The 13,677-nt window shown below is 65.1% G+C and carries 13 protein-coding genes; 8 read left to right on the top strand and 5 right to left on the bottom strand.

Annotation, left to right across the window (positions count from 1 at the left end):
* Complete coding sequence (locus CAL18_RS13335) at positions 1–348, bottom strand: AzlD domain-containing protein (RefSeq protein WP_094818039.1); 348 nt, start codon at positions 346–348, stop codon at positions 1–3.
* Entirely contained in the window at positions 345–1,067 is a 723-nt protein-coding gene (locus CAL18_RS13340) for an AzlC family ABC transporter permease (protein WP_231494582.1), read from the bottom strand. Before CAL18_RS13340 ends, CAL18_RS13335 begins: the two co-directional genes overlap by 4 nt.
* A gap of 122 nt (positions 1,068–1,189) precedes the next feature.
* Here CAL18_RS13340 and CAL18_RS13345 point away from each other — a divergent pair, with 122 nt between their 5' ends.
* The 8 genes from CAL18_RS13345 to CAL18_RS13380 all read left to right on the top strand — a co-directional run bounded on the left by CAL18_RS13345 (position 1,190) and on the right by CAL18_RS13380 (position 9,114).
* Positions 1,190–1,675 (top strand): GNAT family N-acetyltransferase, encoded by a 486-nt coding sequence (locus CAL18_RS13345; protein ID WP_026639986.1) that lies wholly within the window; start codon positions 1,190–1,192, stop codon positions 1,673–1,675.
* Positions 1,676–1,725: 50 nt separating this feature from the next.
* On the top strand, positions 1,726–2,055 hold the full coding sequence (locus CAL18_RS13350) for a DHCW motif cupin fold protein (RefSeq protein WP_026639985.1): 330 nt from the start codon (positions 1,726–1,728) through the stop codon (positions 2,053–2,055).
* Positions 2,056–2,173: 118 nt separating this feature from the next.
* Complete coding sequence (gene yfcF, locus CAL18_RS13355; RefSeq protein WP_094797055.1) at positions 2,174–2,827, top strand: glutathione transferase; 654 nt, start codon at positions 2,174–2,176, stop codon at positions 2,825–2,827.
* A complete protein-coding gene (locus CAL18_RS13360) occupies positions 2,827–3,225 on the top strand; it encodes a VOC family protein (RefSeq protein ID WP_026639983.1) in 399 nt (132 codons plus the stop codon). The genes yfcF and CAL18_RS13360 overlap by 1 nt, the downstream gene beginning before the upstream one ends.
* Before the next feature lie 138 nt (positions 3,226–3,363).
* The gene (locus tag CAL18_RS13365) at positions 3,364–4,167 is read left to right on the top strand and encodes a GntR family transcriptional regulator (RefSeq protein WP_038852388.1); all 804 of its coding nucleotides are present in this window, start codon (positions 3,364–3,366) and stop codon (positions 4,165–4,167) included.
* 115 nt (positions 4,168–4,282) lie between these two features.
* Positions 4,283–5,569, top strand: a complete 1,287-nt coding sequence (locus tag CAL18_RS13370; RefSeq protein WP_141217769.1) for a PLP-dependent transferase — start codon at positions 4,283–4,285, stop codon at positions 5,567–5,569.
* Positions 5,570–5,614: 45 nt separating this feature from the next.
* Positions 5,615–6,592 carry a Bug family tripartite tricarboxylate transporter substrate binding protein gene (locus CAL18_RS13375; protein WP_038852387.1) on the top strand — a complete coding sequence of 326 codons (978 nt, stop codon included), beginning with the start codon at positions 5,615–5,617 and terminating at the stop codon, positions 6,590–6,592.
* A gap of 161 nt (positions 6,593–6,753) precedes the next feature.
* A complete protein-coding gene (locus CAL18_RS13380) occupies positions 6,754–9,114 on the top strand; it encodes a DUF3141 domain-containing protein (RefSeq protein ID WP_094818041.1) in 2,361 nt (786 codons plus the stop codon).
* Positions 9,115–9,332: 218 nt separating this feature from the next.
* Here the strand turns inward: CAL18_RS13380 and CAL18_RS13385 are convergent, their stop codons facing one another.
* From CAL18_RS13385 to tkt, 3 genes are read right to left on the bottom strand one after another with little or no spacing between them, the layout of a single operon-like run.
* Positions 9,333–10,526: a phosphoglycerate kinase gene (locus CAL18_RS13385; RefSeq protein WP_094818042.1), complete on the bottom strand. Its 1,194-nt coding sequence runs from the start codon at positions 10,524–10,526 to the stop codon at positions 9,333–9,335.
* 5 nt (positions 10,527–10,531) lie between these two features.
* The gene (gene gap, locus CAL18_RS13390; protein WP_026639977.1) at positions 10,532–11,542 is read right to left on the bottom strand and encodes a type I glyceraldehyde-3-phosphate dehydrogenase; all 1,011 of its coding nucleotides are present in this window, start codon (positions 11,540–11,542) and stop codon (positions 10,532–10,534) included.
* A gap of 15 nt (positions 11,543–11,557) precedes the next feature.
* Positions 11,558–13,594 (bottom strand): transketolase, encoded by a 2,037-nt coding sequence (gene tkt, locus CAL18_RS13395; protein WP_094818043.1) that lies wholly within the window; start codon positions 13,592–13,594, stop codon positions 11,558–11,560.
* Between the last annotated feature and the right edge of the window lie 83 nt (positions 13,595–13,677).

Raw genomic sequence — 13,677 nt, forward strand, 5'->3', positions numbered from 1 at the left:
CTAGGCCTGCGCGCCGGCAAGGGCCAGCAACGCGCCGTACACCACCACGCCGGCTATCACCGCCAGGCCCGCGTTGCCCAGGCGACGCGCCGCGAGCGCAGTGGCCAGCAATCCGCCTGCGTAGGGCAGCCATTCGGCCCCGCCCTGCAGCGCGAGCATGTCGGGCACGATAACCGCGCCGGCAATGCCCGCCAGCAGCGCCGGACCCAGCGCGGCCATCGACGAGCCTTCGGTCAGGCGGCGCATCAGGCGGCTGCGCGACGACAGCAAAAAAGGCAGGGCACGCGTCAAATAGGTAATGGCTGCCATGGCGATTACCGCGCCCCAGAACTCCAGCTGGCCGCTCATTGCGCCTCCTTCCGGGGCCGATAGCACAGGCATCCGACGGCGGCCCCGGCCAGAATGGCCAGCGTCGTGTAGCCGGCCGCCGCGCACGCGCCGCTTACCGCCAGCGCGGCCAGCACCGGCACGCGCAGCGCGCGCGTGGCGCACTGGCACACCAGCGCAAGGAACAGGGCCGGCAATGCAAACCGCATCACCTGCGACAGCATCGGAAAATGGCGTTCCAGCCCGTCACCGGCATACACGCCTACGGCGGTGCCCGCGATCCAGGTCAGCCAGGCGCCCAGGCCCAGCACCGTCATCCAGCGGTTGCGGTGGGCCAGCGGCACCCGTTCGATGCGATTGAAACTGGTGGCGAACACCTCGTCGGTCAGCAGAAACGCGATGGTCAGGCGCGACCGCAGCCGCTGCGGCAAGAACCGCGACAGCAACGGCCCATACAGCAAATGCCGCGCGTTCAGCAGCGAACACAACGCCACCACCCACAGCCACGGCGTGCCCGACTTGATGGACGCCAACAACAGGAACTGGCTCGCGCCCGCGTAGACCAGCACCGAAATCAAGATAATCTGTACCGGCGCCAGGCCGGTGCCCAGTCCGGCCATTCCGAAAGTCACCGCCACGGGAAAATAGCCGATCATGACGGGCACACACGCCTTCAGGCCAGCCAGGCCGGCGCCGCCTGGCACGCGCGGGCGTTTCGCCGGCGCCATCGGGGGGTTCATGCAATACTCCTGCTACAGCCAAGGCGGCAGTTTACCCAGTGGCCGGGGCGCCTGGCGCGGCATAATGACGGCCAATGCCCCACCCCCGGCTGCCGCCGCAGCCTTTCATCCGGAAGCTGATCGTGCTGAACATCATCGACGCCGACTTCAACAACCCCGCCCACGGCGACATGATCGTCGCGCTGCTAGACGAATACGCCCGCGGCCCCATGGGCGGGGGCCAGCCCCTGTCCGACCGCGCGCGCGCGAATCTGGTGGCCGAGCTGGCGCGCCGCCCCACCGCTGGCGCGCTGCTGGCGCTGCACGACGGCCAGCCGGCCGGCCTGGCGATTTACTTCGAAGGTTTTTCCACGTTTGCCTGCCAGCCCTTGCTGAATCTGCACGATTTCATGGTTTCGGAGCGCTACCAGCGCCAGGGCATCGCGCAGCGCATGCTGCAGGCGCTGGAAGCCGTCGCCGCCCGCCGCGGCTGCTGCAAGATCACGCTTGAAGTGCTGCAGGGCAACGCGCCCGCCCAGGCGCTTTACCGCAAGATCGGCTACGAAGGCTATGCCCTGGCCGACGAATCGGGCCAGGCCATGTTCTGGCAAAAAAAGTTGGCGGCATAACGGGCGCCCACGTACTGGCCACGCTTTCTGAATTTCTTTCGACCCTTTCCATGAACCTGCACAACATCCCCTTCGGCACGACCGACTGGCAGACCATCGAGCCCACCGTCCATCCCGGCGACACCGGCCAGGCGTTGTGGCGCACCCGGCAATTCGGCGACATACGCGTGCGCATGGTGGAATATTCGCCGGGCTATCTGGCCGACCATTGGTGCAGCAAGGGCCATATCCTGTTGTGCCTGGAAGGCGAACTGCACACCGAACTCGAAGACGGCCGACGCGTCGTGCTGACGCCGGGCATGAGCTATCAGGTCGCCGACCAGGCCGAAGCCCATCGTTCGTCCACGCCCACCGGGGCGCGCCTGTTCATCGTCGACTGAGCGCGCGGCAGGAGCACGGCGGGCCGTGCCGCCGCGGCCCGATTGCGGTACCCTGTGGGCACAGGGCTTGCTGCCGCGACGGCCGCTTGCGTTACACCTGCCTGCCACGGAGACCACATTGCCTGCGCCGCTTGCCACGCCGCTTACTCTTTACGTCGATTCGCTGCTGCTCAGCCCCTACGCCATGGCGGCCTATGTCGCCCTGGCCGAAAAAGGCCTGCCCGTAGAGTTGCGGCTGGTTGACCTGAGCGCCGGCGAACAGCGGCTGCGGCCGTATGCGACGCGCGCGCCCACCTGCCGCGTTCCGGCCCTGACGCACGACGAATTCCACCTGACCGAATCCAGCGCCATCATCGAATACCTGGAAGACGTCTTCGGCCCGCCCGAGTACCCCGCCCTGTACCCGCGCGCGCCGCAGCAGCGGGCGCGCGCCCGGCAGATGCAGGCGTGGCTGCGCAGCGACCTGGCCGCGTTGCGCCAGGAACGCCCCACCGAGGTCGTGTTCTACGGCGCGCCCTGCACGCCCCTAGGCGATGCGGCACAGGCGGCCGCCGCCAAACTGCTGCGCGTGGCGCAAACTCTGTTGCCCGAGGGCCAGGCGCAGCTGTTCGACCAGTGGTGCATTGTCGACACCGAATTGGCGCTTATGCTGCGCCGCCTGTCCTGCGATGGCGACGAAATGCCCGAACCGCTGCGCGCCTATGCAGACAGCCAATGGCAACGCCCCAGCGTCCAGACCTGGCTGCAATTCAACCAGGACGCGCGCGGCTGATGCAGTTGCTTGACCACGTATCGATCACCGTGCCGGACCTGCAAGCCGCACGCCCTTTCTACGACGCCGTGATGGTCGCACTGGGCGCGGTCAAGGTGTACGACCGGGCCGACGCCCTGGGGTACGGCGAGCGCAGCGCGGCGCATGCCCCCGGCCATAGCTATTTTTCGGTGCTGCAGTCACCTGCCTGGGCCCGCGACCCCCGTCGCCATTGGTGTTTCAAGGCCCCCAGCCGGCGGGCCGTAGACGCCTTCCATCGGGCCGGCTTGGCGCATGGCGGGCACAGCGAAGGCGCCCCGGGCCTTCGGCCCGATTATCACGCGCATTACTACGCCGCGTTCCTGGCCGATCCGGCGGGCAACCGTATCGAGGCGGCTTGCCATCTGGCTGGCAGCTAGTCTTCTGCGGCTGCAGCTTCGGCATTTGCGCAGCCCTCCGCATCGCCGTGCGCGTCCGATCACTTCACACCGGGGCACGGCAAGCAAAACGCGATAGCTATAATGTTTCATGCGCGCGATGCCACAGACCATCTCTCAATGAAGAAGTTCTTCAACCCGTTTCCCAAATACCTGCAACTGCGCGAAATTTTGCGCAAACGCATGCAATCGGGCTACGAGGTAGGCGACCGGCTGCCGACCGAAGAAGCGTTATGCAAGGAGTTCGCGGTTTCGCGGGAAACGGTGCGCGAGGCCCTACGATCGTTTGAAGAAGAAGGCATTATCGTCCGCCGCCAGGGCCAGGGTACGTTCCTTGCCCGGCGTTTCGAGCAGCGTGGCGAGCAGCGCCTGACCGGGATGAGCGAAGACTATACCGCCATGAAGCTCGACACGAGCTCGAAGCTGCTCGGCGCCGGCAACGTGCCCATGCCGGACATCGCCAAGCTTTTAGCGTCACCGTCGGACATGGTGTTCATGGTCAAGCGGGTCCGTTATTTTGAGAACAGTCCGCTGGCCCTGCACTATGCCTACTTTCCTCCCGTTATCGGCGAGCAGATCCAACATGCCGACTTTGAAGTCGTTTCCATCCTCAGCCTGATCGCCACGGAACTCAAGATTCCGCACTTCGAAGAAAAACAACAGATCGAGGCCTTGATTGCCTCGCCGGAGCTCTCCGAGCTGCTCGACATCTCTGTCGGCGCTCCCGTGCTTTATCTGTCGCGATTTTTCCGTATGGCAGACGGAGCTCCCCTGGTGCTATTTCATTCGTACTATCGCGCGGACCGCTATTACTACAGCTTGAACATCGCCGACGTATCCCGAACGCCCGCCCGTAAATCGGTGGGCGGGGCGGCTAAGCGCGGCGCGACCGCGAGCCGGGGGGCGAGAAACGTACAGACGTAGCAGCTGGGGCCTTCGAGGCATATCAAATATTTGCCCCTTATTGTATGGTTGCCCGTACAATACGACAAATTATTAGGCCAGCCCGGCCTGACAACGTCACGTAAATGGAGACTCAGTGAGCCACCCCCAATATGGCGCGGCGCCTTCAGCCGCCGCGGATCGCTTTGGCAACCCCATCGACCCCACCGTTTCCTATGCTCGCGGCCGGATTCTGCGTAGCAATGCCGACGAGGTGGTACGACAAAGAAAGGCACACCGCATGGCGCACGAGCGCCATGCGGCCTTGGGCGACGGGTCGCTGTTCAACCTGACGGGATTGATCCGAGGGTTCCGCTTCCGTCCCGACGACTCGCCAAAGCTGCGCTCGTACATTGATTTCGCCGCGATCGATACGAACCAGATCGTCCCCACCGCTCTGGAGTTCATGGGGGGATCGACGCCCATGCACGATGCCTTATTGTGCAATCGGGTAAGCTCGGCCGCCCTGGCGACCATGCTGGCGCTCATTAAGCCAGGGCAGATGGTTCATTCGGTGGTCGCGGCAGACCGATGCCACCCTTCGATAAAGAACTCCGTTGCAGCAGCGGGAGGGCAGTTTGTCGAATACATCGGCCCCCAGGCATTCGCGCAGGGCCTTCAACACGGCGGTGCCAGGCCGGCGATGGTGGTGATCACCACCATATCGCCTTCGAAGCATCACATGCCTGAGCCGGATGTCCGCGCCGCCATTGCGTCGGCCAGGGCCGCAGGGGCGATCGTTGTATTGGATGACGCCCACATGGCGGCGCGGATTTCGCTTTACGGCGAAACCCCGCCGCTTGCAATGGGCGCCGATGTGGCTTTCTGGTCGCTGGACAAGCACCTGACCGGCCCGCGCTCGGGCATGCTGGCAGGCCGGCGCGATCTGGTGGCGCAGGTCCGCACCATCGCGTTCATGTTCGGACTTGAAGCACAACTGGGCTCGATCGTGGCCGGGCTGAATGCCATGACGGACTTCAATGCCGCCCCCATCCGCGAAGCGGGGTTGTTTGCGGAAGAAGTCATGAAAGCCATACAGCCCATTGTCAAAGGCAAGGCTTACCGCGCCGGCGCTGGCGTTGCAGTGTCAGGAGAAGATCTGCTGGAGCTCGCCTTGCAGGAAAGCGGCGCGGCACGATGCGAGCTGGTTCCCATCGAGGCCACTGCGGCCGCCGCAATGGTGCTACTGCAGAGCGCAGGCGCCATCACGATTCCCGCGTCAGGCATGCCCGGCTCGGCGTGCGTGTACCGCCTGATGATGTATCCGGACGGGCTGCGCATGGGCCTGGAGGCGATCACCGAGGGAACACGGCAGGCCATCTCTACGGTCGCGAAATTGATAACGGACATCGATGCCGCGCGCGAGCTGATTCTGGGCGAGTAACTATCCGCCATATAACACCACTACTTCGACAAGGGGAACATCAAAATGCATTTTCGCAAGCTAGTGTCGGTTCTCGGCGTGACGGCCGCCTGCATCATGGCAGCCGCGCCCGTCTCATCTGCAATGGCGCAGGACGGATGGCCCGCCAAGCCCATCCGGATGGTGGTGCCGTTTGCAACGGGCGGCAGTAACGACGTAATAGGGCGGCGCATTGCGCAAGAGCTGTCCCAACGCCTGGGCCAGCCCGTTGTCGTGGAAAATCGGGGCGGGGGCGGTGGCACCATCGGCGCACAGGTCGTCGCTTCGGCTCCTGCCGATGGCTACACCTTATTGTTCATGTCCAGTTCGCTGGCGACCTCGGCCGCCGTGCAAAAGACGCCATACGATCCCGTCACCGCTTTCGACCCGGTTTCGCGCGTGGCGGCGGCCCCTTTCCTGCTGGTCACGCGCACGGATTTCCCGGCCAGAACATTTTCCGAGTTTGTCGATTATGCCAAGGCGAATCCAGAAAAGCTGAACTACGGTAGCGCCGGTCTGGGCGACAACAGCCAGCTGGCAACCGAGCTGTTGAACGATCTGGCCGGCATTCGTACCATGGCGGTGAATTACAAGGGTACGGGTCCGGCGTTGCTTGATCTGGTGGCGGGAAGAATCGACTTCACCATCACCTCTATCGCGTCCATCCGCGGCACTGTCGCAGACCAGCTTCCCAAGCTGGTATTTACCGGGGCCCAGCGCGACCCTGACTTCTCGGAAATTCCAACCATACGCGAGTCCGGGCTGGACTATGTGGTCGAACTCTGGTGGGGCGTCTTTGCACCCGCCGGCACGCCGAAGGAAGTTCGCGAGCGGCTGAATCAGGAAATCGCCGCCATCGTGCGCGAACAGGAATTTGCCACCTTCCTGAAATCCGCGGGCGCCACGCCCGCCCCTTCTTCCTCGGACGAGTTGCGGGCCGATGTCGCGCGCGATGTAGAGCGCTGGTCCAAGATTGCCGTCAAGGCGGGCTTGAAAGTGAATTGAGCATTACCCTGGTCGTTGCACCAAGTCGACGGGCGTGCCGGGGGGCCACGCCCGTCTTTTGTTGCGTCGCAGCATAGATTACGTTGTAATGGGCCTGATGTTTATTGTTCGGCGCGACAACCGCTGTTGCCGCCCGCCGCCCCCCACTGGATTCCCCCATCATGACCGCTTCCCCCGCCAACAGCGCTGCCACGCCCTTCAACCCCTGGGCCAGCGCTTACGAATACGCCGTGGACGCGCTGCAGCGCAGCATTCTTTATGCAGACGTGATGCGCCAGCGCGGCAACCAGTATCACAGCCACATGGCCAAGCGCGCGCCCAATGTGCTGAGCATGAAGTCCGAACTGGTGCTTGATGGCCGTGAATTCGCCCGCCCGGTGAACTACGGCCTGCTGCGCATCCTGCCGCCCGACGACGTGGCGGTAGACCCGCAGAAGCGTCCTTTCCTGGTGGTGGACCCGCGTGCCGGCCATGGCCCCGGCATCGGCGGATTCAAGCCCGAAAGCGAGATCGGCGTGGCGGTGCGCGCGGGCCACCCCTGTTATTTTGCGTCGTTCCTGCCCCAGCCCACGCCTACGCAAACGGTCGAAGACGTCATGCGCGCCGAGGCGCGCTTTCTTGAAGAAATCATCGCGCGACACCCCGAATCGGAAGGCAAGCCCGTGGTGGTGGGCAACTGCCAGGCGGGCTGGCAGATCATGATGACGGCGGCGATGCGCCCGGAATTGTTCGGGCCCATCATCGTGGCGGGCGCGCCCCTGTCTTACTGGGCGGGCTGGCGAGGCCGCAACCCCATGCGCTATACCGGCGGGCTGCTGGGCGGCAGCTGGCTGACCGAACTGGCAAGCGACCTGGGCAATGGCAGCTTCGACGGCGCATGGCTGGTGCAGAATTTCGAGAACCTGAACCCGGCCAATACGCTGTGGAGCAAGCAGTACAACCTGTACGCAAACGTGGACACGGAAGCGTCCCGCTACCTGAGCTTCGAAAAATGGTGGGGCGGCCACGTGTTCCTGAATGCCCCCGAGATCCAGTACATCGTCGACAACCTGTTCATCGGCAATCGGCTGGCCACCGCGGGCCTGGTCACGTCCGACGGCATACGCATCGACCTGCGCAATATCCGCTCGCCCATTATTGTGTTCTGCTCCAAGGGCGACAACATCACTCCGCCGCCGCAGGCGCTGGGCTGGATTCCCGACCTGTACCAGGACGATGCCGAAGTAGTGGCGCACAACCAGACGATTGTTTACGCGGTACATGAAAGCATCGGCCACCTGGGCATTTTTGTGTCCGGGAGCGTGGCGCGCAAAGAACACCAGGAATTCACCGCCAATATCGATTTGATCGACGTGCTGCCAGCCGGCATCTACCAGGCGGAAATCGCCGACAAGACGCCCGACACCCCCAACGCCGACCTTGCGCGGGGCGACTACGTGCTGTCGTTCGCGCGGCGCAAGGTCGAGGACGTGCGCGCCATTGTGCAGCCCAACGAAGAAGACGACCGCCGCTTCGCCGCGGTAGCGCGCATTTCCGACATCAATCTCGGGCTGTACCGCAGCTTTGTGCGGCCATGGGTGCGCGCCCTGGTCACGCCGCAGTCGGCGCAATGGCTGCAGCGCATGCACCCCCTGCGCCTGCCCTACGAACTGATTTCCGATCGCAACCCCTGGGTTGCACCCGCGGCGCAGGCGGCCGCGCAGGCGCGCCTGCACCGCCAGCCCGTGTCGCCGGACAATCCTTATCTGGCGCTGGAACGCATGGCGTCCAACGCGATCGAGGCCGGGCTGGACCTGTTCAGGGAATGGCGCGACGCCGCGGGCGAGCAACTGTTCATGAACGTGTATGGTTCGCCGCTGGTGCAGGACTGGGCCGGGCTGGGCGCGCGCAGCGGGGCGCCTCGCAAGCATCCCGGCGTGTCGCCCGAGCACCACGCATTCATGCAGGAGCGCGCCGGTGAACTGCACGCCCTGATGGACCAGGGCGGCGTACGCGAAGCCGCCATGCGGATGCTTTTGTATGTGTCCAGCGCCGAAGGCAGCTTCGACGAGCGCAGCTTCGCGATGCTGCGCAAGATGCGGGCCGATGCGGATTCTTCCCTTGCGCTGCAAGAGTTCAAGGACGTCGCGCGCGACCAGGCTCTGATGATGCGCCTGGACAGCAAGGCCGCATTGCAGGCCATGCCGACACTGCTGCAGAACGCCACCGCCGCTCAGATCCGCGATGCATTCGGCACCATGCGCCACGTGCTGCAAGCCATCGGGCCGCTCAGCGAAGGCGCGCAGGCGCACATGGAAGAAATGGAACAGATTTTCCGCGCCGCCGCAGAACGGGCGCTGGCGCGCGAAATGCCCGCCGATCAGGGCAAATCGGCGGGGCGCCGCAAGGCAACGAGGAAAACCGCAGCGAAGCCGTCGACCAGGCCAGCGGCAAAGGCGGCGGCAGGCTCAGCAGCCAGGCCGTCTACAAAGCAACCGTCGCCGCGCAAGGCAACCACCGCACGCCGAAGCAAACGAGCGTAAGGGTATGGCGTCTCGAAGGCGTATGGTGTCTGACACCCTGCGGGAGTCAGACACCTGACCACCGCCACGCCGCAAGCCGGAGTCTGACTCCGTAGGTGTCAAACACCTGAATAGCGCTACGCCGCAAGTCGGTGTCTGACTCCGTAGGTGTCAGACACCTGAATAGCGCTACGCCGCAAGCCGGTGTCTGACTCCGTAGGTGTCAGACACCCTTGGGGTCAAGCTGCCCGTTCTTCGAGGATGGCCACGGCGGGCAGGGACTTGCCTTCCAGGAACTCGAGGAACGCGCCGCCGCCGGTGGAGATATACCCCACTTTGTCGGCAATGCCGTACTTGGCAATGGCCGCCAGCGTGTCGCCGCCGCCCGCGATGGAAAACGCGGACGAGCCGGCGATGGCCTTGGCCACCACTTCGGTGCCCTGGGCAAACGCGTCGAACTCGAACACGCCCACGGGCCCGTTCCATACGATGGTGCCGGCAGCCTGCAGGATGCCGGCCAATTGCGCGGCGGTCTGCGGGCCGATGTCGAGGATGAGATCGTCGTCAGCGACCGCGTCGGCCGCCTTGACGGTGGCCTGCGCATCGGCGGCGAACGACTTGGCGCACACCACGTCTACAGGAATGGGAACCTCGGCGCCGCGCTTTTTCATGAGCTCGATGACGGCGCGGGCTTCGTCGACCTGGTCGGGCTCGGCCAGCGACTTGCCGATCGGCAGGCCGGCGGCCAGCATGAACGTGTTGGCGATGCCTCCGCCCACGACAAGCTGGTCGACCTTGTCGGCCAGCGACTTCAGGATGGACAGCTTGGTAGACACCTTGGAACCGCCCACGATGGCCACCAGCGGACGCCCGGGTTCATGCAGGGCGCGGCCCAAAGCCTCGAGTTCGGCTTCGAGCAGCGGGCCGGCGCAGGCTACCGGCGCAAAACGCGCGATGCCATGCGTGGTGGCCTCGGCGCGGTGCGCGGTGCCGAAGGCGTCGTTGACGTAGACGTCGCACAGGGCGGCCATCTTGCGCGACAGCGCTTCGTCGTTCTTTTTCTCGCCCGCATTGACGCGGCAGTTTTCCAACAGCACCACCTGGCCCGGATCGACATTGACGCCATCGACCCAGTTCTGCACCAGTTGCACGGGCATGCCCAGCAGCTGCGACAGGCGCTGGCCCACGCGGCCGAGCGAATCGGCCGGGGTCAGCGTGCCTTCGGTGGGACGCCCCAGGTGGGACGTCACCATGACGGCGGCGCCACCGTCGAGCGCCAGGCGGATGCCCGGCACCGACGCGCGTATGCGCGTGTCTTCGGTGATATTGCCGGCGTCATCGACAGGCACGTTCAGGTCGGCGCGGATGAATACGCGCTTGCCGTGCAGCGCGCCGGCCTTGGCCAGCGCGGACAGGGTTTGGACCTTTGCCATGCTGCTTACTTGGCCGACATCAGCGCGACGGTGGTGTCGAGCATGCGGTTCGAGAAGCCCCATTCGTTGTCGTACCACGACGACACCTTGACCAGGCGGCCCGACACCTTGGTCAGCGTGGAATCGTAGGTGCTGGAGGCCGGGTTGTGGTTGAAGTCGACCGATACCAGGGGGTCGGTGTTGTAGTCGAGGATGCCCTTGAGCTCGCCTTCGGAGGCCGCCTTCAGGATGCTGTTGATTTCATCGACGGAGGTTTCGCGCTTGGCCACGAACGACAGGTCGACGATGGACACGTTGATGGTGGGCACGCGGATGGCGAAGCCGTCGAGCTTGCCGTTCAGTTCGGGCAGTACCAGGCCCACCGCGGCGGCGGCGCCGGTCTTGGTGGGGATCATGCTCATGGTGGCCGAACGCGCGCGGCGCAGGTCTTCGTGGTAGACGTCGGTAAGGACCTGGTCGTTGGTGTAGGCGTGCACGGTGGTCATCAGGCCGCTTTCGATGCCCAGCTTGTCATGCAGCGGCTTGACCAGCGGGGCCAGGCAGTTGGTGGTGCACGACGCGTTGGAAATGACGGTGTCGGTGGCCTTCAGTACGCCGTGGTTCACGCCGTACACGATGGTGGCGTCGACATCCTTGCCGCCGGGCGCCGAGATGATGACCTTCTTCGCGCCGCCCTTCAGGTGGGCGCTGGCCTTTTCCTTGGAGGTGAAGAAGCCGGTGCACTCGAGCACCACGTCGACGTTCAGTTCGCCCCAAGGCAGTTCGGCCGGGTTGCGGTTGGCCAGCACGCGGATCTTGTCGCCGTTGACCACCATGAAGTCGCCATCGACCTCGACCGTGCCCGGGAACTTGCCGTGCGCCGTGTCAAAGCGCGTGAGATGCGCGTTGGTCTTGGGGTCGCCCAGATCGTTGATGGCCACGATTTCGATGTCGTGTTTCTTGCCAGCTTCGTAGTGGGCACGCAGGATGTTGCGGCCGATACGGCCGTACCCGTTGATGGCGACGCGAATAGTCATGACTAGAGCTCCTTTTTACAAAACTTGCTTGACGGTCTCGGCCACCTTGTCGGCGGTCAGCCCGAAGAACTTGAACAAGGCTCCTGCGGGGGCCGATTCGCCGTAGCGGTCGATGCCGACCACGGCGCCTTCGAGGCCCACGTACTTGTGCCACAGCCCGGTGGTGCCGGCCTCGACGGCCACGCGCGGCAAGCCGGGCGGCAGCACGGAACGCTTCCAGGCGGCGTCCTGGCGATCGAAGACGTCGGTGCTGGGCATGGAAACCACGCGCACCGCAATGCCCTCGCCCGCCAGTTGTTCTTGCGCGGCCAGCGCAATGGCAACCTCGGAACCCGTTGCGATGATAACGGCACGCGCGCCTTCGGGGTCTTTCAAAACGTAGCCGCCGCGGGCGATGGCCTGCACCGTGGCGGCATCGCGCGGCACGAAGGGCAGGTTCTGGCGCGACAGCAGCAGCGCGGTGGGGCCGCCATCGTTCACGTCCATGCCGATGCTGGCGGGCCGGGACACGGCCGCGCCCCACGCAACCGCGGTTTCCGTGGTGTCGCAGGGACGCCAGACCGACAGGTTGGGAATGAGCCGCAGGCTGGCCGCGTGCTCGATGGACTGGTGCGTGGGGCCGTCTTCGCCCAGGCCGATGGAGTCGTGCGTGAACACGTGCACGACGCGCTGTTTCATGAGCGCGGCCATGCGGATGGCATTGCGCGAGTAGTCGGAGAATGTCAGGAAGGTGCCGCCGAACGGCAGATATCCGCCATGCAGCGCGATGCCGTTCATGACGGCGGCCATGCCGAATTCGCGCACGCCGTAGTTGATGTGGCGTCCGAACTGGATACCGTTGTCGCCAGCGCGCACCGGCGCGACGCCCTTCCAGTCGGTGTAGTTGGAACCGGTCAGGTCGGCCGAGCCGCCCAGCAGTTCGGGCAGCATGCCGGCCAGGGCCGTGATGGCGAACTGCGAGGCCTTGCGGGTGGCCACGGTTTCGGCCTTTTGGCTGGTGGCTTCGACGAAGGCCTGCAGGCGTTCGGCGAAGTCGGCGGGCAGTTCACCCTTCATGCGGCGCATGAACTCGGCGGCTTCGTCCGGATATTGCGCGGCGTACGCATCGAACGTGGCCTGCCAGGCGGCCTGGGCCTGCGCCCCGGTGTCGCGGGCATCCCAGGCTTCGCGCACGGCCTGCGGGATTTCGAACGGCGCGGCCGTCCAGCCCAGCGCCACGCGGGTAGCGGCGATTTCTTCGGCGCCCAGCGGCGCGCCATGCACATTGTGCGTGCCGGCCATGGCGGGCGAACCCTTGCCGATGATGGTGCGGCACACGATGAGCGTGGGTTTTTCGGATTGCTGGCGCGCCTGGGCGATGGCCGCGTCGACAGCTGCCACGTCGTGGCCATCGACGCCACGGATGACGTTCCAGCCGTAGCCTTCAAAGCGGGTGGCGGTATCGTCGGCGAACCAGTGCTCGACATGGCCATCGATGGAGATGCCGTTGTCGTCGTACAGCACCACCAGCTTGGACAGCTTGAGCGTGCCCGCCAGCGAGCAGGCCTCGTGCGAGATGCCTTCCATCAGGCAGCCGTCGCCGGTAAAGGCGTAGGTGTAGTGGTCGACGATGGGCAGGCCCGGCCGGTTGAATTCGGCGGCCAGCAGCGCTTCAGCCAGGGCCATGCCCACCGCGTTGGCCAGGCCCTGGCCCAGCGGCCCGGTGGTGGTTTCGACGCCTGGGGTGATGCCGACTTCGGGGTGGCCGGGCGTGCGCGAATGCAACTGGCGGAACTGCTTGATCTCTTCGATGGGCAGGTCGTAGCCGGTAAGGTGCAGCAACGCGTAGATCAGCATCGAACCATGGCCGTTGGACAGCACGAAGCGGTCGCGGTCGGGCCAGGCGGGGTCGGCGGGATTGTGACGCATATGCCCCAGCCAAAGGGCCTGGGCGATTTCCGCCATGCCCATCGGTGCGCCGGGATGCCCCGAATTAGCTTGTTGGACGGCGTCCATTGCCAGGACGCGGATGGCATCCGCCAGGGCGAGGGGTTGGGCGGTGGATAGGCTCATGCGGAAATAGGGTCGTAAGCGCTGGCGCGCCGCAAAGACGGGCCAGCTTGGGCGGGGTTGCGAAGCTCATGATTTTACCATCT

The sequence above is a fragment of the Bordetella genomosp. 7 genome (genome assembly GCF_002261415.1).
GTDB lineage: Bacteria > Pseudomonadota > Gammaproteobacteria > Burkholderiales > Burkholderiaceae_B > Bordetella_A.

Coding starts and splice junctions, on each gene's coding strand:
- CAL18_RS13335 (WP_094818039.1), bottom strand. CDS start 348: ATGAGCGGCCAGCTGGAGTTCTGGGGCGCGGTAATCGCCATGGCAGCC.
- CAL18_RS13340 (WP_231494582.1), bottom strand. CDS start 1,067: ATGAACCCCCCGATGGCGCCGGCGAAACGCCCGCGCGTGCCAGGCGGC.
- CAL18_RS13350 (WP_026639985.1), top strand. CDS start 1,726: ATGAACCTGCACAACATCCCCTTCGGCACGACCGACTGGCAGACCATC.
- CAL18_RS13360 (WP_026639983.1), top strand. CDS start 2,827: ATGCAGTTGCTTGACCACGTATCGATCACCGTGCCGGACCTGCAAGCC.
- CAL18_RS13365 (WP_038852388.1), top strand. CDS start 3,364: ATGAAGAAGTTCTTCAACCCGTTTCCCAAATACCTGCAACTGCGCGAA.
- CAL18_RS13375 (WP_038852387.1), top strand. CDS start 5,615: ATGCATTTTCGCAAGCTAGTGTCGGTTCTCGGCGTGACGGCCGCCTGC.
- CAL18_RS13380 (WP_094818041.1), top strand. CDS start 6,754: ATGACCGCTTCCCCCGCCAACAGCGCTGCCACGCCCTTCAACCCCTGG.
- CAL18_RS13385 (WP_094818042.1), bottom strand. CDS start 10,526: ATGGCAAAGGTCCAAACCCTGTCCGCGCTGGCCAAGGCCGGCGCGCTG.
- gap (WP_026639977.1), bottom strand. CDS start 11,542: ATGACTATTCGCGTCGCCATCAACGGGTACGGCCGTATCGGCCGCAAC.
- tkt (WP_094818043.1), bottom strand. CDS start 13,594: ATGAGCCTATCCACCGCCCAACCCCTCGCCCTGGCGGATGCCATCCGC.